The organism is Natrinema sp. 74, from assembly GCF_046097095.1.
Lineage (GTDB): Archaea > Halobacteriota > Halobacteria > Halobacteriales > Natrialbaceae > Natrinema.
Window position 1 is genome coordinate 494,290 of record NZ_CP175698.1, and the last position, 21,321, is coordinate 515,610.

Annotated in this window: 17 protein-coding genes; 9 read left to right on the forward strand and 8 right to left on the reverse strand. The window is 64.0% G+C overall.

Going from position 1 to position 21,321, the window contains the following annotated elements; all coding sequences use genetic code 11:
* Positions 1-351 precede the first annotated feature (351 nt).
* Together ACJ70B_RS02445 and ACJ70B_RS02450 are read left to right on the forward strand one after the other, a co-directional pair.
* Complete coding sequence (locus ACJ70B_RS02445) at positions 352-1,341, forward strand: DUF1616 domain-containing protein (protein WP_408958829.1); 990 nt, start codon at positions 352-354, stop codon at positions 1,339-1,341.
* Between the two features lie 4 nt (positions 1,342-1,345).
* The gene (locus tag ACJ70B_RS02450) at positions 1,346-1,924 is read left to right on the forward strand and encodes a metal-dependent hydrolase (protein WP_408958830.1); all 579 of its coding nucleotides are present in this window, start codon (positions 1,346-1,348) and stop codon (positions 1,922-1,924) included.
* 399 nt (positions 1,925-2,323) lie between these two features.
* Here the strand turns inward: ACJ70B_RS02450 and ACJ70B_RS02455 are convergent, their stop codons facing one another.
* The 5 genes from ACJ70B_RS02455 to ACJ70B_RS02475 are packed head-to-tail and all read right to left on the reverse strand — an operon-like array spanning position 2,324 to position 8,780.
* Positions 2,324-4,312, reverse strand: a complete 1,989-nt coding sequence (locus tag ACJ70B_RS02455; protein WP_408958831.1) for a hypothetical protein — start codon at positions 4,310-4,312, stop codon at positions 2,324-2,326.
* Positions 4,302-5,264: a glycosyltransferase gene (locus tag ACJ70B_RS02460; RefSeq protein WP_408958832.1), complete on the reverse strand. Its 963-nt coding sequence runs from the start codon at positions 5,262-5,264 to the stop codon at positions 4,302-4,304. The genes ACJ70B_RS02455 and ACJ70B_RS02460 overlap by 11 nt, the downstream gene beginning before the upstream one ends.
* A gap of 2 nt (positions 5,265-5,266) precedes the next feature.
* Positions 5,267-6,337, reverse strand: a complete 1,071-nt coding sequence (locus ACJ70B_RS02465) for a DUF354 domain-containing protein (protein ID WP_408958833.1) — start codon at positions 6,335-6,337, stop codon at positions 5,267-5,269.
* Positions 6,337-7,383: a glycosyltransferase family 2 protein gene (locus ACJ70B_RS02470; RefSeq protein ID WP_408958834.1), complete on the reverse strand. Its 1,047-nt coding sequence runs from the start codon at positions 7,381-7,383 to the stop codon at positions 6,337-6,339. Before ACJ70B_RS02470 ends, ACJ70B_RS02465 begins: the two co-directional genes overlap by 1 nt.
* A complete protein-coding gene (locus ACJ70B_RS02475) occupies positions 7,383-8,780 on the reverse strand; it encodes a nucleotide sugar dehydrogenase (RefSeq protein WP_408958835.1) in 1,398 nt (465 codons plus the stop codon). Before ACJ70B_RS02475 ends, ACJ70B_RS02470 begins: the two co-directional genes overlap by 1 nt.
* Positions 8,781-9,284: 504 nt before the next feature.
* On the opposite strand from ACJ70B_RS02475, the gene ACJ70B_RS02480 reads away from it, so the two are divergent.
* Complete coding sequence (locus tag ACJ70B_RS02480; RefSeq protein WP_408958836.1) at positions 9,285-9,788, forward strand: helix-turn-helix transcriptional regulator; 504 nt, start codon at positions 9,285-9,287, stop codon at positions 9,786-9,788.
* Positions 9,789-10,352: 564 nt separating this feature from the next.
* Positions 10,353-12,161, forward strand: a complete 1,809-nt coding sequence (gene glmS, locus ACJ70B_RS02485) for a glutamine--fructose-6-phosphate transaminase (isomerizing) (RefSeq protein WP_408958837.1) — start codon at positions 10,353-10,355, stop codon at positions 12,159-12,161.
* Positions 12,162-12,676: 515 nt separating this feature from the next.
* Here the strand turns inward: glmS and ACJ70B_RS02490 are convergent.
* Positions 12,677-13,618: a carboxypeptidase-like regulatory domain-containing protein gene (locus tag ACJ70B_RS02490; protein ID WP_408958838.1), complete on the reverse strand. Its 942-nt coding sequence runs from the start codon at positions 13,616-13,618 to the stop codon at positions 12,677-12,679.
* A 684-nt stretch (positions 13,619-14,302) separates the two neighbouring features.
* Between ACJ70B_RS02490 and ACJ70B_RS02495 the strand changes: the two genes are divergently transcribed.
* Positions 14,303-14,761 (forward strand): SPW repeat protein, encoded by a 459-nt coding sequence (locus tag ACJ70B_RS02495; RefSeq protein ID WP_408958839.1) that lies wholly within the window; start codon positions 14,303-14,305, stop codon positions 14,759-14,761.
* A 32-nt stretch (positions 14,762-14,793) separates the two neighbouring features.
* Here the strand turns inward: ACJ70B_RS02495 and ACJ70B_RS02500 are convergent, their stop codons facing one another.
* Positions 14,794-15,765, reverse strand: coding sequence for an SDR family NAD(P)-dependent oxidoreductase (locus ACJ70B_RS02500; RefSeq protein WP_408958840.1), 972 nt, complete (start codon positions 15,763-15,765; stop codon positions 14,794-14,796).
* 99 nt (positions 15,766-15,864) lie between these two features.
* Complete coding sequence (locus ACJ70B_RS02505; RefSeq protein ID WP_408958841.1) at positions 15,865-16,479, reverse strand: hypothetical protein; 615 nt, start codon at positions 16,477-16,479, stop codon at positions 15,865-15,867.
* A gap of 119 nt (positions 16,480-16,598) precedes the next feature.
* On the opposite strand from ACJ70B_RS02505, the gene leuS reads away from it, so the two are divergent.
* The 4 genes from leuS to ACJ70B_RS02525 all read left to right on the forward strand — a co-directional run bounded on the left by leuS (position 16,599) and on the right by ACJ70B_RS02525 (position 21,315).
* Positions 16,599-19,373 carry a leucine--tRNA ligase gene (leuS, locus tag ACJ70B_RS02510; protein ID WP_408958842.1) on the forward strand — a complete coding sequence of 925 codons (2,775 nt, stop codon included), beginning with the start codon at positions 16,599-16,601 and terminating at the stop codon, positions 19,371-19,373.
* A gap of 115 nt (positions 19,374-19,488) precedes the next feature.
* Positions 19,489-19,782, forward strand: a complete 294-nt coding sequence (locus ACJ70B_RS02515; protein WP_408958843.1) for a HalOD1 output domain-containing protein — start codon at positions 19,489-19,491, stop codon at positions 19,780-19,782.
* Positions 19,783-19,840: 58 nt separating this feature from the next.
* Positions 19,841-20,593 carry a DnaJ domain-containing protein gene (locus tag ACJ70B_RS02520; protein WP_408958844.1) on the forward strand — a complete coding sequence of 251 codons (753 nt, stop codon included), beginning with the start codon at positions 19,841-19,843 and terminating at the stop codon, positions 20,591-20,593.
* 119 nt (positions 20,594-20,712) lie between these two features.
* Positions 20,713-21,315, forward strand: a complete 603-nt coding sequence (locus ACJ70B_RS02525; RefSeq protein WP_408958845.1) for a DUF420 domain-containing protein — start codon at positions 20,713-20,715, stop codon at positions 21,313-21,315.
* Positions 21,316-21,321: the final 6 nt, after the last annotated feature.

Below are 21,321 nucleotides of genomic sequence, written 5' to 3' on the forward strand. Positions count from 1 at the left end.
CGAAACCGTGTATTCCCTTAATTCTGATTTTTCGCTCCTTTCACGGAGGTTGGTTTGTTTTCAAGTCATTTTTATACCGCATTTTCGCCATCTATGAGGCCTCTATGCCTCCTTCTCCGGAGTCAATACAAAGTTTATTTCACCACAACTCCAACATTATACTCTGAATACTCAATCTGAATTTCCTACCGTTCACGCTCCTGTGACGGTCCTGGCCGGTTGATAATCCCTAAGGGATAATCCGTTGTCGGGATCGTTATAGATGGGCGTCAGACGACCGTCGGACTGACTACTCGACAGGGCGCTTATCCTGGCGATAATAAACCGCCATGGGAACCCAGTATCGACGGAATGAGCGACACCGACTGGTGGTTTCTCGACCTGGCGATCGTCATCGCAGCGACTGGCACGCTCACCTTCGGCATTCTATCCGGAGCGACTGGCGTTGGACGGATCGCGCTCGCGCTTCCGCTCATCCTCTTTCTTCCGGGGTACGCGCTCGTTTCCGCCCTCTTTCCGGACGAGCCAAACGACGACTATCGCTCCTTCGACGAGGAGAAGACCGGCCTCGGTAACCCTCTCCTGGTCAGCGGTGGTCTCAAGGCGATCGAACGGACGATCCTCTCAGTCGTCTTTAGTGTTGCACTCGTTCCGGCGATCACCCTTTTCGCGAGCGCAACCCCTGGGGGAGTGACGCTCGAACCGGTACTCTCCGGACTCTCGGTGGCCACCATTCTCCTCGCGCTCGTCGCGACCGGGGCTCGATACCGCTGTTCGCCCGATAGACGGTTCGTCCCTACGCTTTCGTCGGTGTCTCCGTTCTTCGCTCAGCGAGGGCCGAGCCCGTACGGACGACCGAACGCACGACCGTACAACGTGGCAATCACAGTCGGCGTCGTTCTGTTGCTCGCAAGCGGCGGATTCGCCATCGCAAATCCACCCCAGAACGACGGATTCACGGAACTCTCGGTCGACACGCAGAATATCTCCGGCGGGATGGAAACGATGTACGACGCGAATTACACCGCGGGCGAGTCCCAGCAACTCCCGCTGACGATTACCAACCGCGAGCACGGAGAGCGGACGTACACGACTGTTGTCTTGCTCCAGCGGGTGAACTACGACGGTAACACTGCAACCGTCAACGAGTCGGTCGAACTGACCAGACAAACGGCAACGGTTGCCGCCGGTGGCTCACACCGTCAGTCACTCAACATCACGCCGACAATGCGCAGGGGATCCCTTCGGCTGGCAGTGTTGCTCTACGAGGACGAGCCGCCGTCGGAGCCGACCGTCGACAACGCCTATCGCGTCATTCGGCTCCCGATTGAGGTGTCATAGATAGATGTGGCCGTGGGAGCACCTCGCGTTCGCGTACGTTCTGTATTCGCTGACGGCGAACGTGATCCTGCGACGGTCGCCGTCGGCCCACGAGACGATCATCGTCGCCATCGCCTCACAGCTGCCCGACCTGATCGACAAGCCACTCGCCTGGTCCCTGGGGATCACGGAGACCGGTTACTCGATCGGCCATTCGATCATCGTCGCGCCCGTCATCTGCCTCGTTGCGTACGCGGTGGCCGATCGATGGGACGCCCGATCGCTCGCCGGTGCCTTCTCGATCGCTTACCTCTCACATCCTGCTGCTGACGTCCTCAGTCGAATACTCAGAGGCGAAGTGATCGATTTCCGGATGCTTCTCTGGCCGATCGCATCGCCGCCGGCCGGCGCTGACGGTGGCTTCACCGACCACGTCGTCCGATACCTCCTCGGATACGTGTATCTGCTCATGATGGAGGGGCTGACGGTACAGGTCGCGTTTCAGGCGCTGTTGGGCGTTTCCGTTCTGGCGCTCTGGTTGTCGGACGGCGCACCGGTCGCCACCGATATCTGGCGGCTAGCTTACGACCAGAGACGACAGTGACCGGGAGCCGTCGGCACGGACTCGAGCGGCCGAAGTGACAGGAGGGTCGGCGAGACGGCTCGCTCGAGCTGGGGGGACTGCACGCGGCTCGCTGTTTTCTTAGCGGCGGTACGAGACTCGAGAGCGGAGCGGAGCAGGCCACCTTGTCGACTCGAGGCGGCGCTATGTCGTCCGCTGCCAAACGAGGGAGACACCCGTGTAGAACGGAATGTCGGCCAAAGCGATCGATGCCGGTCGTCTCGAGACGGGGGAGACGCGACCGGAGCTAAGAACCGTCGAATTGCTACTGTTGTTGTCGGAGTTGGTCACAGCGGGTCGAAAAATCGATCAGTCGAGACCGTCGGTGACGACAGAGATCGATCCATTCCTACCGAAACTCCGACGCGGACGGCCACGTCATCACGTCATAGTCGCCGGAGAGGGCGTACACATCGTCACGTCACCGTTCGTATAGACCGTCGCTTGCTCGGGCCGACAGAGCCGTGCTCGAGAGACCTTCTGCATCTCTGCGCTTCCGGACGGGGTTCTGAAGTACGATCCCACGGTCGACTGCCTCGTTCGATAGATCGTGTAGTTGTGCGTCATAGGACCGTCGGGCGGAACGACCGCCGGATTCATCGCCGTCGCCGGATACGCCCCGGTCCGGGCGATCAACGTCTGATAGGGGTGATCGGTGTAGATATGCTGGTCACGTCCAATCTCGTAGCCGCTGGGCGACCCGGTCAGTTCGCCGACCGCGTCCGCGGCCGCAAGCTCCGATTGGTCGTACGCGAGGCGCTCGTGGTGCTCCGAGAAAACCGGATTGTCGGCGGTGCTTTCAGCAGTGAGCATCATCGCACCGGGATAGACGAGGATGAACGAGAACAGCACGACGAAGATGATCCGTGGAGTGAGGCTCCGTCTAAGCGTCCGCAGACCGATCGCGCTGAGGACGGCCATCGGTGCATACAGGAAGGCAAACCAGCGCGTCGGAATGAAATTCCGGATACCGAACATCGGCAAGGCGAGGACGAACACGAGCATGAAGGCCGACGCGAGCAGGAGCGTAAACACCGACTGTTCGGCGCGTCGCCTGTGGACGACGTACAGGCAGCCGACGAACGTCGCGCCGAGCAGCAAGAGGAAACCGGCCTTGTCCACGTAGGGGACGACTCGGTCGAGCAGCGTCATCGCGCTCTCGGCCGCTGCCGCCGCCCCTCCGGACGAGGAACTGTTCTGGATGTTGAGGAACCCGGCGCTCTCCTTGAGCGTTTCCGAGAAGTATTTCAGCACCGTCGCCAGGAACGACTGCCGCTGGTACGGTGTCAGCGACCACACGAAGATCGTCAGTCCGAAGTTGAAGACGACGAGCCCGATGAGGTTGACCGGCTTCTTCGTCCGGAAGACGCTCGTATCAAGCCGTGTAAGTCCGAACGGACCGAAAACGAACGTGACCTGCGCAAGAAACGCTGCGAGCAGCAACACGAGCATAATGAACGTCGACACCTGATGAGTGAGGATGACGGCGATGCTCAGCAAGAGGAGGACGAAGAAGTCACGTATCGTGTACTCGATCCGCATCACACGGAGTAATGCATACAGCACTCCGAGGAAAAAGACCAGTCCCAGGCTCGTAGGGATGATGTGCATTCCCCACCGCGTGACGTGGCCCGCAAAGGCGAAAAACGCCGTCGCCAGCACGGCCCACCGCGCCGAAACGAGCAGGTTCGTGGTCGCGTAGACGAGCAACACCGAGAGCGGCATCACTAGCCCTACCGAGAGGTACAACGCGCCACGAACGGGGATATCGTACAGCAACGACGAGGCGGCGACCAGTAGGTGATAGAACGGCGAGCCGTAGTGCTTATCGTGGGAAATCGCCCCGAGGGACTGCTCGGAGAGGATCGACTTTACGAGCCCGCTGTGAGTCCAGATGTCGATCCCGACGTAGCCGGGCGTCGCGTACAGTGCAGTGAACCGGAAGACGATCGCGAAGCAGACGATCTGTAACACCAGAAGGCCGGGATGGAGGTCGCGGTCGCTCGCGAAGAGAATCTGTGCGAGCAGGAGCGTCCCCACGATGCCCGCCGCTCCGAAGAACAGCGGGGTTCGCTCGCCCTGGACCACCGTCAGCGCCACGAGCCCGGCGAGTCCGGTCAGTACGACGGCCGGTAGGGCCATCGTCACTTGCGAAGGTAAGGCCGGAAACGCCTCCGCGTGGTCCTGTTGATACAGCGAAAGGAGGTACAGTCCGCACGCGACGCCGAGGACGATTGGCACCGTGTTGAGATAGATCTGCGAGACGAACAATCGCAGCGGGAACAACACCAGCGCAATCAAGAGCCCGCCGATCGCCGCGACCGTGTCGAGTCGCAGCGGCCGCAGCTCCGACAGCGAGCTATACTTCATGACCGACCCCCGTGCGATGGACCGTTCCGTTCGGTCGGTTGAGGACGCGACGATACACGTCGAGCAGGCGATCGCCCATCGCCTCGAGCCCGAGTCCGTCGATCGCGTCGCGCCCGTCGGACCGACGATCGCCGCAGAGGATACGCTCGAGGCCGGCGGCGAGCTCGTCGTCGGTCGTTCCGACGATGCAGTCGTCGATGTTGCCGACCGTCTCGCGGACGAATCCGACGTCGGTCGAGACGATCGGGACGTTACAGGCGGCGGCCTCTTTGACGACCATCGGCCCGCTCTCCCGTCTCGAGGTGACGAGCAATACGTCGCTTGCGTTCATGTAATAGGGCATCTCGTCGTAGGGGACGTCGTCGATCGTCCGGAGCTCGAGCTCTGTGTCGGCACGGTCGACGACGCGTTCGGCTCGCGGGAAGTCCTTGACGGATCGACTTCGGTCGTACGGGAACAGTGCGATCCGCGCGTCGGTGTCCCAGCCGATCCGGTCGCGGGCTTTCTCGCGGGGGATCGGTCTGAACTGCGTCGTGTCGACGCCGAACGGAATCTCCACGTGCTCGGCGTCGAGTTCGCGGGACATGGCCGGGCTCGGGACGACGGTCGCGTCCGCGAACCGAGCGCCGTACCGGCTGATCCGGCGGAGCCACCCCATATCGCTCATCAGGTCCGTCCCCCACAGGCTCAACACGACCGGACGAGTTGGCTGGGCGAGCGCAAATGGCGCGACGAGACCGTAGTGGCCGTGGACGAGGTCGTAGTCGTCCGAGACCACGTGCGAGAGCACTTGCGGGTAAAACCGCAGGTAATCTAGCGGCGTCCGCGGAGAATCGGCGCTGTACTCGCCGGGAACGCCGATGACGGTACACTCGACGCCGCGATCCTCGAGGACCGCGACTTGCTGTTCGAAGAACGATCGCGTGGAAGTGATGAGATGAAGGACGTGCATGGTTAGCCTGGATTCGGCGTGAGTGCCGACCGGTCCGGATCGGTATCGGACCCGGCCGTTTCGACCTCGCGGACGATGACGTCGGTCACGTCGACTCGATCGGCGAGCAGTCGGTCGCGTCGCCGTCGCCACGTCGATGGATCGTCGGTTTCGACGATCGAGACCGCTCGTTCGAGCGACTTGGCGTGGCGATCGTCGCCGTTATAGCTGAACACGAGCCCGTACTCGTCGGCGAGTTCGGACACGTAGCCAAGCGAGAGTGAGTTGACGTACACCGCCGGCGTTCCGAGCACCGCCGCTTCGGCGGCCATCGTTGCCCCCTCGCCGACGAAACAGTCGGCGTAGGCGAGCAGATCGTGCATCCGATCTGGTGCCAGCGTGTACCGGTAGGTCTCGAGTTCGGGCGGAAGGTCGACTTCCGACGTAAGCAGGACCGTCGCGCCGGCGTCTTCGAGCCGACCGACGACGTCGACAGGGTCATCGAATCCGCCCTGGCCGACGTCGTGCGAGGAGTCCCAGCTGCTCAGTCGCATCACGACGATGGTGTCGTCCGGCTCGAGGCCGGCGTCGTCGAGGACGCTGGGATTGGGCTCGAACCGATCGGGATGCAGGTACGCGAGCTCGTGATAGCCAGGGTACGTGATCTGCTTGGAGCCAACGTCTCCCTGATAGCACTCCGGCGTACAGACGACGTCGGCGAACGGGTACGCGAGCTTCTTGATCAGCGTGGCATGTTCAGTGTCGTAGAAGACGACGCTCGTCGCGCCGACGACCGACGCGACGTGGGCCGCGGCGACGCCGCCGATTGCTGCGATCACGTCCGGATCGATCCGCCGCGCGCGACGCAGAAGCCGTGCCTCGTAGGTCGCCTGCACCGCCGCCAGAGAAACCAGCGAACTCGACTCGCCGGCCAGTACCTCGTGGTCGATCCCGGCGCGCTCGAGGAGCTCGACCGTCACTTCGTTCTCGCGCGCGAAGACGTGGAGGTCGTGGCCCTGTGACTCGAGCGTGCGAATCGCGTGCTTGAAGAAGTGCACGTGGCCAGGGTGCTGGATCGTGACGATAACGCGCATCAGCGACGCACCCCCAGTCCGGCGTTGTCTCGTGCGTCGACGCGCATCGCGACCAGCAGGAATCCGGCTCCGGCGAGGAACGCGAACGCGGCCGCGATCGGTTCGCGCACGGACGGATCGCCGCTGATCGCGTTTGCACCGCCGACGACCGCGATCGAGGCGGCCCCGATTAGCGCGGCGATTCCCGCCGCATAACAGAGCACGGCGGGGTGGAGTCGGTCGGCGGCGAACCGCGCCCACATCCGGCGACAGAAGCCACGGAGCAGCGTGATCGAGGTGGCTGGGACGAACGTCGAATACCGGATCGTACTCTCCTCGTCGTCGTAGACGGCCGGCATCGAGACGTCGGCGACGCGCATTCCGGCGACGTTCAATCGAACGAGCAGGTCGTTGGGGTAATCGTGATCGTCCGGAAGCGACTCGATGTCGATCGCCGACAGCGCCTCGTGTGAGATTGCGGTGTATCCGTTTTGGGGATCCTGTAGCCGCCAGTAGCCGCTGGCGATCTTCGTGAGTTGAGTCAGCAGCCAGTTACCGAACAGCCGAAACGGCGGCATCTCTCGGCGAGAGGGCCGATCGGCGAGCCGGTTGCCCTTCGTGTAGTCGGCGTCGCCGTCCACGATCGGATCCAGCAGTTTCGGCAGCTGATCGGGGTCCATCTGGCCGTCGGCGTCCATCGTGACCGCGATATCGACGCCGTCGTCGCGTGCGTGAACGTACCCTGTTCGGAGTGCGCCGCCGGCACCCTGATTTTCCGCGTGGCGAATGGGGACGATCTCCGAGCCGACGACTGCGCCGCCGTCCGGAAGGGACGCGTGGATCCGCTCGCCGCCGCTTTGGGATGCATCGACCGCGGCGGATTCGGCGGTCGCCCGCGTCGAGGTGGCCGCGTAGGATTGGATGATCTCCCAGGTATCGTCGGTCGAGCGGTCGTCGACGGCGTAGATGCGGTCGACGAAGTCCGGCATCGTCGCGAGGACGTCACCGATGCGTCCGCCCTCGTTGTACGCCGGAACGATCACGCCGATCGTGTGTCGTCGATACATTATAAGCTGCGGTAGACGAGGTCGGCGTCGGCTGCGTCTTCCGGTTCGAACGCGCCCGCGACGTCGACCAGCGCGGCGTCGTCGTCGAGGGCCACTGCGACGTCGTCGAGGTCGATGTCCTCGAACGCCGAGTGCGCGGTCGTGAGGAGGACGGCGTCGAACCCGTCGAACGAGAGCGATTCCTGAACGTCGATATCGCACGATCTCCGGATCGCGTCGTCTTCCGCGTGCGGATCGTAGCCCGCGACGTCGATTTCGAACTCGCGGAGGTGATCGACAACGTCGGCGACTTTCGAGCTTCGGATGTCACCGACGTCCGACTTGTAGGCCAGCCCGAGCACGAGCACACGGCTCTCTCCCAGCGTCTTCTGACACTGATTGAGCGCCTTTATCGTCAACTCGGCGACGTGTCCCGGCATCGACTCGTTTACCTTCCGACTCGTGCGTATCAGGTCCGGGTCGGCACCCGCTCGCTTCGCTTGGTGTGCGAAGAAGTACGGATCGACCGGGATGCAGTGTCCGCCGACGAGTCCCGGCCGGTACCCGTGGAAGTTCCATTTCGTTTCCGCCGCCTCGAGCACCTCCTGGGTGTCCAGTCCCATCCGTTCGAAGGCCATCGACAGCTCGTTGACGAGCGCGATGTTGACGTCGCGCTGGATGTTCTCGATGACCTTACAGGCTTCGGCGACCTCGATCGACGGAGCGCGGTGGACACCCGCGTCGACGACCGATTCGTACAGCGTCGCCACGTCCTCGAGTACCGTCTCGTTTTGCGCGCTGACGACCTTGACGACGTCTTCGAGGCCGTGTTGCTCGTCGGCCGGCGTGGCCCGTTCCGGCGAGTAGCCGACGAAGAAGTCCTCGCCCGCGGTCAGATCGGATGCCTCCTCGAGCGCCGGCACGAGGACCTCCCGCGTCGAACCCGGATAGACGGTCGACTCGAGGACGACCGTCGTCCCAGGGTCCATCTTCGAACCGACGGTGGTCGCCGCACTTTCGACGTACTCGAGGTTCGGTCGGTCGTCGTCGTCGATCGGCGTCGGAACGGTGATGATGACGTAATCCGCTTCGCCGATCGCGCCGGCGTTTGTCGTGTACGAGATGTCGTCGTTTCGAACCGCCTCGTCGGAGAGATCACCGGTCGTGTCGGTGCCCGCCTGCAGTCGCTCTACCGTCGTCTCGTCGATATCGTATCCGATCACGCGGTAGCTCGACTGTGCGAACCCGACCGCGAGCGGGAGTCCGACGTATCCGAGTCCGACGACGCAGATCGTCGCCGAACGCGTCGAGACGTCCGTGCGCTCGAGGGCCGTTCCCTCACCGCGGTCGTCTCGTACGTGGCGGTCGCTCTCTCGGTCGTCCGCTCGCGTCTCCGTGTCGCTGATTATCGAGGTCATGGGTGATAGTGTCGCTGGTCTGTCGCACACGGCGTGCGACGGGACCGTTCGGAATTGGTATATCCGCAATCGCGGCCGTGCCGTGGTATTCGCGAGTCACCGTTCGGGGTTTACTATACCGCGAATAAACGAATGCGAGAGCGTCAACGGACTGAAACCGGCGGTCGAGCGCGCTATTGGCAGATATCCGCCGAGAAACGTATCGACGGTGCGGTCGCTTATACCATCGCTAAACGGTCCTGTACGACTCTATAATGAAGGTCCCATGAGTTTGATCTCCGATGCGGTCGGCGAGTCCACGATGATTTGTGGCTCGATCACGCACCGACTGCAGAAGAACCGCGAATCATGGTGTCCACGCCCCAGATCGAAGTCGGAGCCCAGCTCGCATCGATTTCCACCACCAGCTCGAGCGGCGGCCCGGCTTTGCTAGCTCATCACGATGTCCATGCGACTACATCGGAAGCGCTCGTACTGCGGATGGGCGATCGCTCCGGTGGACTGTTGTCCATCATACAACTGCTTCGTACGGCGTCGTTCTGGGAAGCAGCCCTGATCGTGGTTCTCTTCCTGCTAATCAGCGGGCTCGTCGGGTTCCGACTGGCCGAGGTCGCATCGACCCGTAACGTCGGGCTTTCGTCGCTCCCGCTGGTGACTGCGGCAGGTGACGACGGCGAATCGAACCGCGAACACACCGACGATCACCGAGCGTACGAGTCGTATCTCTCACCCGAAACACCACCGACACTGCTGAGCGACGAAGGGAAGGTGGTCCGGCTACTCGTCGCGAACCACGGTCGTATCCGCCAGCATCGAATCGCCGAAGAGACCGGCTGGTCGAAATCGAAGGTCAGCCGAATCTGTTCGCAGATGCACTCCGACGGGACGATCGAGAAGCAATCGGTCGGCCGGGAGAACGTCATCAGTCTGGCCGATCGAACGCCCACCGACGAAGCGCAGTCGGACGAGATCGAGAATCCGCTCCCGCAATCACGCACCCACTCCTGACACAGTTGGCACTAGCCGTCCGAACGGCTCGGGAGTCTGTTATCACTCGTCCGAACGGCTCGGAAGGCGGCACGGCCGAGCGACGACGGCCGTCGTTTCTCAGTCCGTACGAAATGCGAAGCGTCCGAGTTATGCGGTGGCCTCGGATGATACCGATATCGTCAGCACACGTCCGGTAGGCACCCGTTTCGAAACGGTTGTGGAATGTTCGGTCGAACGAAACCGTTCCGTTTGGACGGACCGACGAGCGGGCGTCGGAGACGGACAGACCGTATTGTGACAACGAACACCGACTTAGACAGTCGCTATTGCCCGTCGTATTCCCGGTACCGTCTTACTCGTCGTATAGTAATGCCTGCTGTTGCATGTGATTGGAGTGACGCCGGTCCGTCGGCACCGATGACGGATCGGGTCGGTGATACCAATGATACGGAACAGCACTGCCCTGGCAGCGGTCTCGTGCCGACTCGACACCTCCGATGTAACGCTCGATTCCGCCATCGGACGCCGACTGCGCGGCGACCGACGGCCGACGGTAGTCAGTCGAACGGAGGTGACCGGCTGATGTGTGGAATTATTGCTCGAATCGGGCACGGAAACGCGGCTGAGACGCTCCTCTCCGGTCTCGAGAACCTCGAGTACCGAGGCTACGACTCGGCGGGGATCGCCGTCCAGAACGGCTCCGGCGTCAAGGTCCACAAGTGTTCGGGCGAGGTGTCCGAACTCAAGTCGGCGCTGCCCGCCCAGCCACACGGCAACATGGGGATCGGCCACACCCGCTGGAGCACCCACGGGCCGCCGACCGACGAGAACGCTCACCCACATACTGACACGGCGGGTGACGTCGCCGTCGTCCACAACGGCGTCATCGACAACTACGACGAGCTCAAGGCTGACCTCCGGGCGAAGGGTCACGAGTTCGAGAGCGACACCGATACGGAAGTCATCCCCCACCTCATCGACGAGTTCCGGGACGAGACCGGTGACACCGAACTGGCGGTCCGCCGGGCCGTCGACACGCTCGAGGGTAGCTACGCGATCGCCGCCATCGTCGACGGCGAAGAGGCGGTCTACGCCGCCCGGAAGGGATCGCCGCTCGTCCTCGGCATCGACGACGAAGAGTGGTTCCTCGCCAGCGACGTGCCGGCGTTCCTCGATCACACCGACGAAGTGATCTACCTCGAGGACGGCGATCTGGTCGTCCTCGAGCCGGACTCCTATCAGATCACCGATCTCGACGGGACGCCACTCGAGCGCCAGATCGATACCGTCGACTGGGATCCGGAAGACGCGGGGAAAGGCGAGTACGATCACTACATGCTCAAGGAGATCAACAACCAGCCGACGTCGCTCGCTAACACGATCGAGGGCCGCGTCGAGGGCGGCGACGTCTCCTTCGATACCCTCCCCGCCGGTTCGTTCACGGACGTCGAATCGATCCAGTTCGTCGCCTGTGGCACTTCGTACCACGCTGCGCTGTACGGCGGCCAGCTACTGCGCGCCGCCGGCGTTCGCACGGAGGTCCTCCGAGCGAGCGAGTACGGATACACGTCCGGCCCGGTCGACGAGAACACGCTCACCGTTGCGGTCACGCAAAGCGGCGAGACCGCCGACACCCTCGACGCCCTCCGAGAGGCAGCAGACCGCGGCGCACGGACACTCGCCGTCACCAACGTCGTCGGCTCGACGGCGGCGCGCGAGGCCGACGACGCCGTCTACATCCGCGCCGGCCCCGAGGTCGGCGTCGCCGCGACCAAGACCTACTCCTCGCAGGCGGTCACGCTCGCGTTGCTCACCCAGCGGATCGCCGGGGACGCGCCCGATGCGACTCCTGCCGAGGATCAGGAAGCGATGCTCGAGACGCTCGCGGACCTCCCGGAGCACGTCGAGACCGTCCTCGAGACGAGCGCGGCCGAATCGCTCGCCCGCGAGACGATCGACAGCGAGTCGTTCTTCTTCATTGGGAACGGGCTCGGCCGCTCGGTCGCACTCGAAGGTGCGCTGAAGTTCAAGGAAATCACCTACGAACACGCCGAGGGCTTTGCCGCCGGCGAGCTCAAACACGGCCCGCTCGCGCTCGTCACCGAGGAGACGCCGCTGTTTGCGGTCTACACGAGCAGCGACGACGAAAAGACGAAGACGAACGCAATCGAGGCCCAGTCTCGCGGCGCACCGATCGTCGCCGTCGGCCCGGACGAGCACTCCCTCGTCGATGTCGCCGACGCGCATCTGTCGATTCCCGACACCCATCCCGTCTGGGCGGGCCTGCTCGCGAACGTCCAGTTGCAACTGCTCTCCTACCACGCCGCAAAGTTGCTCGAGCGGCCGATCGACAAGCCGCGCAACCTCGCGAAAAGCGTGACGGTCGAATGAGCGTTCTGACTACCGCGTAACGCCTTTTCGACGCGTCGTCTGTCCTCCCGCGAGCGAGTGCTTCGTTCCGCGTCAGTACGTCCATCCGTTGTCCGAGTAGTGTACTGTCACCGGTCCGTCGACCACGTATCGGCCGTCGATCAACGGCGTCCGCTCTCGGCCGGTGAGCGCTGCGAGAAGCGTATCGCATCTCTGTACTCAGCATGCCCGTCTCGATCCCTGCACCGAGTGCAATCAGTGAGACGCATCGCGTCTCGGATGCGTCTCCCGGATCTACTACAGTGTCATACCGATCGAGCGGCGCGGAGTCGTCGTTGTCATCCGGCAGTGCCGTCGGTCGCTCCGTGACTGACAGCCCTCGCATGCGCGCACTTTCCTCTATCATCCCGTCGGAGTGCATCTTCTCACACCGGTTCAGACAGTCAGCAATGAACTGCAAGACGGTGCGACGAGACGGCCGCCTCTCGGTCAGCCGAACAGAAACAGAAACCGGTCAGCCTCGCGGCGGGCCGGCGTCACCCGTTGCGTGCGCTGAGTTGCAGCGTGATCGATTTGTCCGATCCGTCGAGGCGGACGGTCTGTCGCTCGGTCTCGTATCCATCCGCTTTCGCGATGGCCGTGTACTCACCGTTCTCTCGCTCGAAGACGGCCGTTCCGTTTTGACCGACAGATTTCGTCTCGCTCGAGCCGAAGAGACCCGATTCGTCCCGGAGTTCGACAGTTGCGTTGGTGAGCGACGACCCGTTTTGGGACGTCACTGTCACCGCCAGCGAGTGAGTTCCATCGTCGTTACTGCCACCGCTGTTGTTACCGCCGCCGGTGTTGCTTTGCTTCGTCAGGGTCAGCGTGACCGTCTTGTCGTTCCCGTCGAGTTGGACGGTCTGCTCGCTGGTTTTGTACCCGTCCGCGGTCGCGGTGATCGTATATTGGCCGTTCTCGCGATCGAATTCGACCTCACCATCATCGTCGACGCCCTGCTGTTGACTCGAGCCGTCCCCGTGATCGAGGGTGACGGTCGCGTTGTCAAGCGGTTGGCCGTCCTGGGTTTCCACGACTGCCGTCAGCGTGTGCGTTTCATCGTCGGTCGTGTCGCCGTTGTCAGTGTCACCGCTGTCGGTTCCGCCGCTATCGGTACCGCTGTTTCCCCCGCCATTGTCGGTTCCACCGTTATCGGTATCGCTGTTTCCCCCGCTATTGTCGGTTCCATTGCCGGTTCCGGCCGATTCGTTGCCGCCTGCGGTGTCTCCGCCGGCCGATCCGGCACCGTCATCGGCCGGTTGATCCGAACCGTCCAGTCTGTCGTTAACCGCCCCGAACGCGCTGCTGACGGAGGCACCGCTTGCGGCGAGTACCAACCCGGCCAGCAGGAAGGCGACTCCGCTGACGATGAGCAAAAGCTGGACGCCCCGTTGGATCGATCGCGTTTTCGTCTGCTGTCGTCGGACATTGCGACGCATTGTATCAGTAGTCGGAATCGATCGTCGTGCTGATCGTTACGCGCTCGTCATCTCGGTGTCGGTCGCCACCGCCGGATTCGCTCGAGCAGTAGCAGACCGGCCGACCGGATCGGTACACCCGATTGTGGCTGTCTCGGACGCCCTTACTGGGCCGTGAAAAGACGGTTCCGGGCAGAGAACAGTGGGACTCCGCGGGCCGTACTGTCTCCGAACGGTCGTTGCAAGTAGTTTCATTGCGCGATAATTTCGTCGTTCGGCGGTTCACTATACGGACGATAAAATCGTTTCAACGCGTGAAATCACTGCGGGGAGTTCGGGACCGAGTACGGCCGAGGGCGATGCATTCCGTCCGTCGTTCTCCGCTCGAGGACCGTGACGAAGTGACGGAACGCGGCTGGGCGAGCGGCGGCCAATCACGCGTCCTCGGTCGGTCGAAGCGGTTCCGGTACGCCGTCACACCCGGATGGTTTTTCCCTCGACTGTCTATGTCGTAACGTCCGATTACCGGATCGGGTGGCCATTCGCCAGTCATCCATTGGAGCGCCGAAACGGGAGTTTGGTCGTCCCCACCTCTCCGTTGACCGATCGCCGTCCAGACCGGTTTCCCGGCGGATTTCCGGCGCACGGCTGGAACAGTCGTCTCGCTTTTTGCGTCCTCGCACGGTACCGACAACCGAGAGACCCATGAGCGAGTCCACGACGAACGAGCCAGTAAGCGGTGAATCGCGCACCCGTGACGACGACGCGGCGGGGCGAAAGTGGCTGAGCGGGTTCGTTTCCCTGATCGGCCTCTGGATCGCCGTCTCGCCATTCGTCTACGAGCAGGAACCGGCCATGCTGTGGAACAACGTACTGATCGGCGGTGCGATCTTCCTGCTTGCGGGGTACAACTACTACCGGATCAGCAACGCTCACCCGACGAGCACCGGCGTCATGTCGCTTGTCGCCCTTCTCGCACTGTGGATCGCCGTTTCACAGTGGGCCATCGACGGCCAGTTCGCGATGGACGCCCTCGAGGCCGCCGGGATCGGACTGATTTGGAGCAACATCGTCTCGGGGCTCGTCGCCGCCGTACTCTCGGCGTACATCGCGTATGCCGGCGGTCGAGACGTTCGTACCGGAACGGCTGCCGGCACGCGGTAGCCACGATCGAGTCGCATTTTTTCAGTGCCGTGTCACCGGCGCGGATACCGCTCTGACTCTGCGTCGGCCATACGTCGCTCGAGCAGGTCAAGAACGGGTTCGCTCGCAGCGACCCGAACTCCAAGGCGCGTGAGGCGATCGCGGATCGCGGCGGGAACGAGCGTTCCGTACAGCGAGCCGAGGAGCGGTATCGGACCGACGCGGTAGTGCGTGTCGGGATTCCGGGCGGTTGCGGCCTCGCGGACCGTCGACGCAACCCGTTCGGGTTCGTTGACGAGCGGCCCGCTTCCCTCGACGGCGCGGAGCCGTCGGAGGACGCGGTAGAGGTCGGTGTAGTGATCGGGTTGGACGACGGTCACGTTCCGCTCCGCCGCGGTCACGTCGGGATCTGATCGCGCCGCGTCCCGCGCGGTCGCGGCCGCGTCGTCGACCGCTCGAACGGCTCGGTCGTAAAACGGCGTGTTCACGATCCCGGGTTGGACGACGACGACCTCGATGTCGGTATCGGACAGTTCCTGTCTGAGCGCGTCGCTCAGACTCGCCATCGCCCACTTCGAGGCGGTGTAGCCGCCGATGCCGGCCAGTGCGAGCCGGTCCGCGGCGCTGGTGACGGTGACGATTCGCCCACGTCCGCGTCTGCGCATTCCCGGCAGCACCGCCCGAATCAACCGGTGTGGGCCGAAACAGTGGACGGCAAACTGGCGCTCGAGCAGGATCGTCGGTACGTCACCGACGGGTCCGAACTGGCCGTAGCCCGCGTTGTTGACGAGGCAGTCGATGCCGCCGGCCTCCTCGCGGATCCGCGAGACGACGCGATCGATGTCATCGGGTTCGGTCAGATCTAGCGCCGCGATGTCAGCCCCGCGATCGGCGAGGTTCTCGAGGCCATCTCGGTCGCGGTCGCGGGCGGTCGCATAGACGCGCCAGTCCGCGGCCAACAGCGCACGAGCCGTTTCGTAGCCGATACCGGACGAACAGCCGGTTACGAGTGCAGTGGTCGTCATGGATGTGCCTTCGACGCCATTGGAGAAGGAGACCACCGTCCGTCGGATTCGAACACGGTCACGATCGGCGAGGTCTCGAGTGCCGAATCGAACTCGCTCTCAGTTGTTGAGCGGCCCGTCGTTATCGTCGAACGGCCCTGTATCCTCGGGCGGCCCTGCGTCTTCGGGTGGTCCTGCGTCTTCGGGCGGTCCACGTTCGTCGTCCTCGTCTTCACCCTCGTCTGGATCGTCCGGGTTGCGCTCGGCCGATCCGTCCTCGTCGTCTGCCAGTCCGGCCTCCGCGAGCGCCCACTCGAGGGGATCGACGTCGTCTTCATCGTCGGTCAAGGACGGCTCGTCGGCGGCCGCTTCCTCGGCCGGCATGTCGCCCGCCTCCTCAGGATTGTTGGACGGCTCGCCACCGATAGCGACTGCGGTCGCGTCAGTGCCGTCCGCGGCCGTTTCGGCCGTCGATTCGCCGGAATCACCGCCGTTCGATGTCGCATCGAGGCTGGTTCCGGCATCGCCGGCCGAAGCGGTCGCGCGATCGTCGGGCGTCGTATTCGATCGATTGACCGACGTCTCATTTCCGTCCGATATGGGGGAAGCGGTGGGATCGCTGGCCGTCAGTTCTGGGGCGAACATCGACACGAGCGCCCCGAATGTGAGCAAGACGGCAACGATGGTCACGAGCAGTGCAACCGCCGATGGGTGGTCGTCGCGAACGCGAGACATTTGACGCTGCGAGCGTAAACGGCCGATCGGCTTTGTTAATCGCGGCCCACAGGCCGCGTCGCGCGGCCGAACAATGATATAGCCGGCCCACCGAGTGGGAACAACGGACCTCGCCGACAATGACGAGTCACTACGATCACGCGCAGGTACAGGAGTTTTGGCAGTACGTCTGGGAGCGCGACGATGTCTACGCGCTCGATCCCGACGCCGAGAATCCAACGTACGTCCTCGGCATGTTTCCCTACACGTCCGGCACGCTCCACATGGGGCACGTCCGCAACTACGCGATCACAGACGCCTACTCGCGCTATCGTCGCATGCAAGGCGACGACGTGCTCCATCCGATGGGATGGGACGCGTTCGGCCTCCCCGCCGAAAACGCGGCCGTCGAGCGCAAGACCGATCCCGAGTCCTGGACGCAGGCCTGTATCCGGCGCATGCGCGAGGAACTCGAGACCATGGGCTTTGGCTACGACTGGTCTCGAGAGGTCACCACCTGCGAGCCGGAGTACTACCGGTGGAACCAGTGGCTGTTCGAGCGCCTCTACGAGGCCGGGCTCGTCGAGTACGAGGCGGCGACGGTCAACTGGTGTCCCGACTGCGAGACGGTGCTAGCCGACGCGCAGGTCGTCGATCGCGAGTCCTCGGATCAGGCGAGTGGCGATGCCGCGAGCAGCGACGGTGAGCGGGTCTGCTGGCGCTGCGAAACGCCGGTCGGCCGGCGTGAACTTGACCAATGGTTCTTCACGATCACCGACTACGCCGAGGAGCTCTCCGACGGCCTTGACGACCTCGAGGGGTGGCCCGAGGGCGTCCGCGAGATCCAGCGCAACTGGATCGGCCGCCAAGAGGGTGCTCGAATCAGCTTCGACGTGGCTGTTGACGGCGACGCGGGCGGGGGCGATGACACGACCGTCGACGTGTTTAGCACCCGACCGGAGACAGTCTATGGCGCGACCTTCCTCGCGGTCTCGCCCGGCCACGACCTGGCGCGGACCGTGGCAGACGAAGACGACGCGGTCGCGGAGTACGTCGACGCCGTCCGCGAACAGGATCCCGACGAAGTCGGCTTCGCTGGCGTCGAGACCGATACCACCGCGATCCACCCGCTGACCGGTGACGAACTCCCGGTCTACGTCGCCGGCTACGTCCTCGAGGACGTCGGGACGGGAGCCGTGATGGGCGTCCCCGGCCACAACGAGCGCGATCACGCGTTCGCGCTCGAGCACGACCTACCGGTCGAGCGCGTGATCGTTTCCGACGACGGCGAGGGCACAGACGGCAGCGAAGGCGATGCCAGCCGCGACGGTAGCGACGTCGAAACCGACGAAATGATGCCATACACCGGCGAGGGAATCCTCGAGGGCAGCGGCGAATACGACGGCCTCGATAGCGAGACGGCCCGCGAGCGGCTCGTCGCGGACCACGATTCGCTCGCAGAAGACGTCACCTACCGGCTGCGCGACTGGCTCATCTCCCGGCAGCGCTACTGGGGGACGCCGATCCCGGTCGTCCACTGCGACGACTGCGGGCGCGTCCTCGTTCCCGAAGAGGAGTTGCCGGTCGAACTCCCGGAGTTCGTCCAGACCACCGGCAACCCGCTCGATGCGGCCGACGAGTGGAAGCAAACGACCTGCCCGGAGTGTGGTGGTCCGGCCGAGCGAGAGACCGACACGATGGACACCTTCGTCGACTCCTCGTGGTACTTCCTGCGCTTTCTCTCGCCACACCTCGAGGATGCCCCCTTCGATACCAATCTGGCCGACGAGTGGCTGCCGGTCGACGTCTACGTCGGCGGCGAGGAACACGCCATCCTCCACCTGCTCTACACCCGCTTTTTCACGCGGGCGCTGGCCGATCTGGGGCTGCTCGACCGCCGCGAGCCGATCGCGGAGTTGCGGAGCCAGGGGACGGTGCTGTACGACGGCGAGAAGATGTCCAGTTCGAAGGGCAACGTCGTCGCACCCCGGGAGTACGGGGCTGAGACGACCCGGCTGTTCGTCCTTTCGGCGGCCCACCCCGAACAGGACTTCGAGTGGACCGCCAACAACGTCCGCGGCGCGTACGACCTCCAGCAGACTCTCTATCGGATGGCGACCGACTTCGTCGAGGAGGGCGACACCCGAATCGAGCGCCGGGCCCACGACGAGTACGTCGACCGCGAGATCGATCGGACGATCGCCGCCGTCACGGCGGAGTACGAACGGTTCCGATTTCACCGCGCTGCCACCGAGATTCAGGAGCTCGCACGCCTGCTGCGCCGGTACCGCGAGTACGACCGGCCCCACGGCGAGATCTACCGGCGCGGCCTGCTGACCCTCGCGGCGGTGATCTCGCCGATGGCACCCCACCTCGGCGAGGAACTGTGGAACAAGCTCCGCGGCGAGGGGCTCGTCGTCGCGGCCGACTGGCCGGAATCCGAACGCGACGCCTCGAACTACCAGCGCGAGCGCCGACTGGTCGATCGCACCCTCGAGGACGTTCGCGACATCGTCGACGTCGCCGACATCGACGAGCCAGAACGGATCGAACTGGTCGTCGCCCGCGAGTGGAAGTACCGGGCCGCCGAACTCGTCGGCCGAGCGGCGACCGAGGACGCCGACGAAACCGGTTCCGTCGACGTCGAGTCGGTCGTCGACCGCGTTGTCGGGGACGGTGACACCGACGCTGACCGCGAGACGGTCGCGGCGTTCGTCGGTGAGCTTTTGAAACGCGACGGCGGCGCAACCGGCGGACAGGTACTGCCGGCCGACCGAGAACTCGCGCTCCTCGAGCGTGCGACCTGGCTCGTGATCGACGAGTTCGGCGCGGACGTGACCGTTCGCCGGGCGACCGATGACGACGAACTGGCGGCGAAGGCCCGCCCCGGTAAACCGGCGATTCACATCGGCTGACGGATCGTCGTGGGGTCGCGGCCGCCGATGCAAACGCCGTGTCCGCGCTCCGGCAGCGGACCCGGTAGCTCGGAAGGACAGGTTTATTCGACCGGATTCGGAAGGGGCGAATACGATGGTGGAGGGTGGCGGCAGTATCGATGCGTCGTCGCGACGAACGCCGAGTCAGGCGGTGATTGAAGCGGTCGCGAACGCGGAAGACGTCCAGCCGGCGGCGCTATCCCCGCCGGAGTACGAATCGCTCCACGCCGTCGTGAATCCGACGGCGCTCGACGAACTCTTCGCAGACCGATCGAACGGAGCGAAGCGACCGCACGGAACCGTCTCGTTCCCGTTTTGCGGGTACGACGTCACTGTCGACCGAGACGGCACGGTCACGCTTGAGGAGCTGACCGAGTCCGTCGACTGACGGCTCGGAGATCGAACACGGAAAGACTCTTTTCGGCAAAGCACCGATTACGGCCACGATGGAGAGCCACTACGAGGCCCTCGGGCTGTCGCCGGACGCCGACGAGCAGGCAGTGCGGCGGGCCTACCGGACCCTGCTGAAGGAACATCATCCGGATCAGGGCGGCTCTCGAGAACGGTTTCTGCAGATTCGGGAAGCCTACGAGGAAATCATCGGCGAGCGAGCGCCGAACGAGCGCGAACCGGACGGCAGTGCGATCACCCAGGGGAACGGCGGGACACGACAGCGGTCTCGGCCGACCTACGACCCCGACGACCGTGATCTGGGTGGTGACCGCGAACTGACGGTCAGCGGCGAGTATCTCACGCTAACGCTGGCCGGCCTCGTCCACGGCGTCGATCTCGAGGCGCTGGTCGACAGTCCCGTCACCGCCGCGACGACGCGGACGGGCGCGTTCTTCCGTGTCCGTAATACGAGCGAGCACACCCTCACCTGGCAGGGGAAGACGAACACGAACTTTTTCGGCGACGACGGGTTCCTCTACGAGGGCTCGAGCATCGTCGCGCCCCACGCCACTGACCTCCCCGATCGGTGGACCGGCACTGACGTCGACGTCCCGCCCGGCCACGCGGTCGACGGCGTCGTCATCGCCCAGGAGATTCCCGACGGCGTCACCATCGATCAGGTCATGTACACCCAGCACGTCCCCGACGAGGATTCGAACGGGTCCGAAGACACCGAGCGGTACCTCTTCGAACTGAAGCCGCTCGTCCGCGAGCGGCTCAATCGCGTGCCGTTCGAGCGAGACTGAGACGCCGGTCGTTTCCGCATCCTCGAGTTCTTGCTCCGAACGACACCCCCCTCGAGGCAGGCCGCCGTCACCGTGGCAGAACAACAAGCGTGATACGGCGGTGCTCCTAACGTCCGATAATGGCAACCGCTGACATGAGACGGCGGCTCCGCGAACGGCCGATGGGCGTAACGATCCTCCTCTCGATCGTCGGATACGCGCTGGTGCTCGGAACGTTCCTGCTGGACGTGCCGATCTACCCCGACCTCACGCGCGGGCAGATCAACCTGCTGACCCACGCGATCGCCGTCATCAACACGACGGCGACGATCCTGCTCGCAAGCGGCTGGTACTGGATTCGCGCGGGCGAGATCCGGAAACACCAGCTATCGATGGTCGGCGCGTTCGTCCTGATCTTGCTGTTTCTGGTCGTCTACCTGTTCAAGGTCGGCGGCGGCGGCGAGAAACACTTCGTCGGCCCCGATATCGTCTACTACCCGTACCTCATCATGCTGGCGATCCATATCATCCTCTCGGTCGTCTCCGTCCCGGTGGTCCTCTACGCGCTTGTCCTCGGCCTGACTCACACCCCTGCCGAACTCCGGACGACGCCTCACGCGCGGATCGGCCGGATCGCCGCGAGCGCATGGATCCTGAGTCTGACCCTCGGCGTCATCACCTACGTCTTGCTCAACCACGCCTACAGCTACGAGTTCGCAACACTGCTCGTGCCCGTCCTGTAGTGTCCC

Excerpts from the sequence above, each read along its gene's own strand:
- ACJ70B_RS02505 (WP_408958841.1), bottom strand. The coding sequence starts at position 16,479 with ATGTCTCGCGTTCGCGACGACCACCCATCGGCGGTTGCACTGCTCGTG.
- ACJ70B_RS02455 (WP_408958831.1), bottom strand. The coding sequence starts at position 4,312 with ATGAAGTATAGCTCGCTGTCGGAGCTGCGGCCGCTGCGACTCGACACG.
- ACJ70B_RS02490 (WP_408958838.1), bottom strand. The coding sequence starts at position 13,618 with ATGCGTCGCAATGTCCGACGACAGCAGACGAAAACGCGATCGATCCAA.
- ACJ70B_RS02495 (WP_408958839.1), top strand. The coding sequence starts at position 14,303 with ATGAGCGAGTCCACGACGAACGAGCCAGTAAGCGGTGAATCGCGCACC.
- ACJ70B_RS02515 (WP_408958843.1), top strand. The coding sequence starts at position 19,489 with ATGGTGGAGGGTGGCGGCAGTATCGATGCGTCGTCGCGACGAACGCCG.
- ACJ70B_RS02500 (WP_408958840.1), bottom strand. The coding sequence starts at position 15,765 with ATGACGACCACTGCACTCGTAACCGGCTGTTCGTCCGGTATCGGCTAC.
- leuS (WP_408958842.1), top strand. The coding sequence starts at position 16,599 with ATGACGAGTCACTACGATCACGCGCAGGTACAGGAGTTTTGGCAGTAC.
- ACJ70B_RS02465 (WP_408958833.1), bottom strand. The coding sequence starts at position 6,337 with ATGCGCGTTATCGTCACGATCCAGCACCCTGGCCACGTGCACTTCTTC.
- ACJ70B_RS02475 (WP_408958835.1), bottom strand. The coding sequence starts at position 8,780 with ATGACCTCGATAATCAGCGACACGGAGACGCGAGCGGACGACCGAGAG.
- ACJ70B_RS02525 (WP_408958845.1), top strand. The coding sequence starts at position 20,713 with ATGGCAACCGCTGACATGAGACGGCGGCTCCGCGAACGGCCGATGGGC.
- ACJ70B_RS02450 (WP_408958830.1), top strand. The coding sequence starts at position 1,346 with ATGTGGCCGTGGGAGCACCTCGCGTTCGCGTACGTTCTGTATTCGCTG.
- ACJ70B_RS02445 (WP_408958829.1), top strand. The coding sequence starts at position 352 with ATGAGCGACACCGACTGGTGGTTTCTCGACCTGGCGATCGTCATCGCA.
- ACJ70B_RS02460 (WP_408958832.1), bottom strand. The coding sequence starts at position 5,264 with ATGCACGTCCTTCATCTCATCACTTCCACGCGATCGTTCTTCGAACAG.
- ACJ70B_RS02470 (WP_408958834.1), bottom strand. The coding sequence starts at position 7,383 with ATGTATCGACGACACACGATCGGCGTGATCGTTCCGGCGTACAACGAG.
- glmS (WP_408958837.1), top strand. The coding sequence starts at position 10,353 with ATGTGTGGAATTATTGCTCGAATCGGGCACGGAAACGCGGCTGAGACG.
- ACJ70B_RS02520 (WP_408958844.1), top strand. The coding sequence starts at position 19,841 with ATGGAGAGCCACTACGAGGCCCTCGGGCTGTCGCCGGACGCCGACGAG.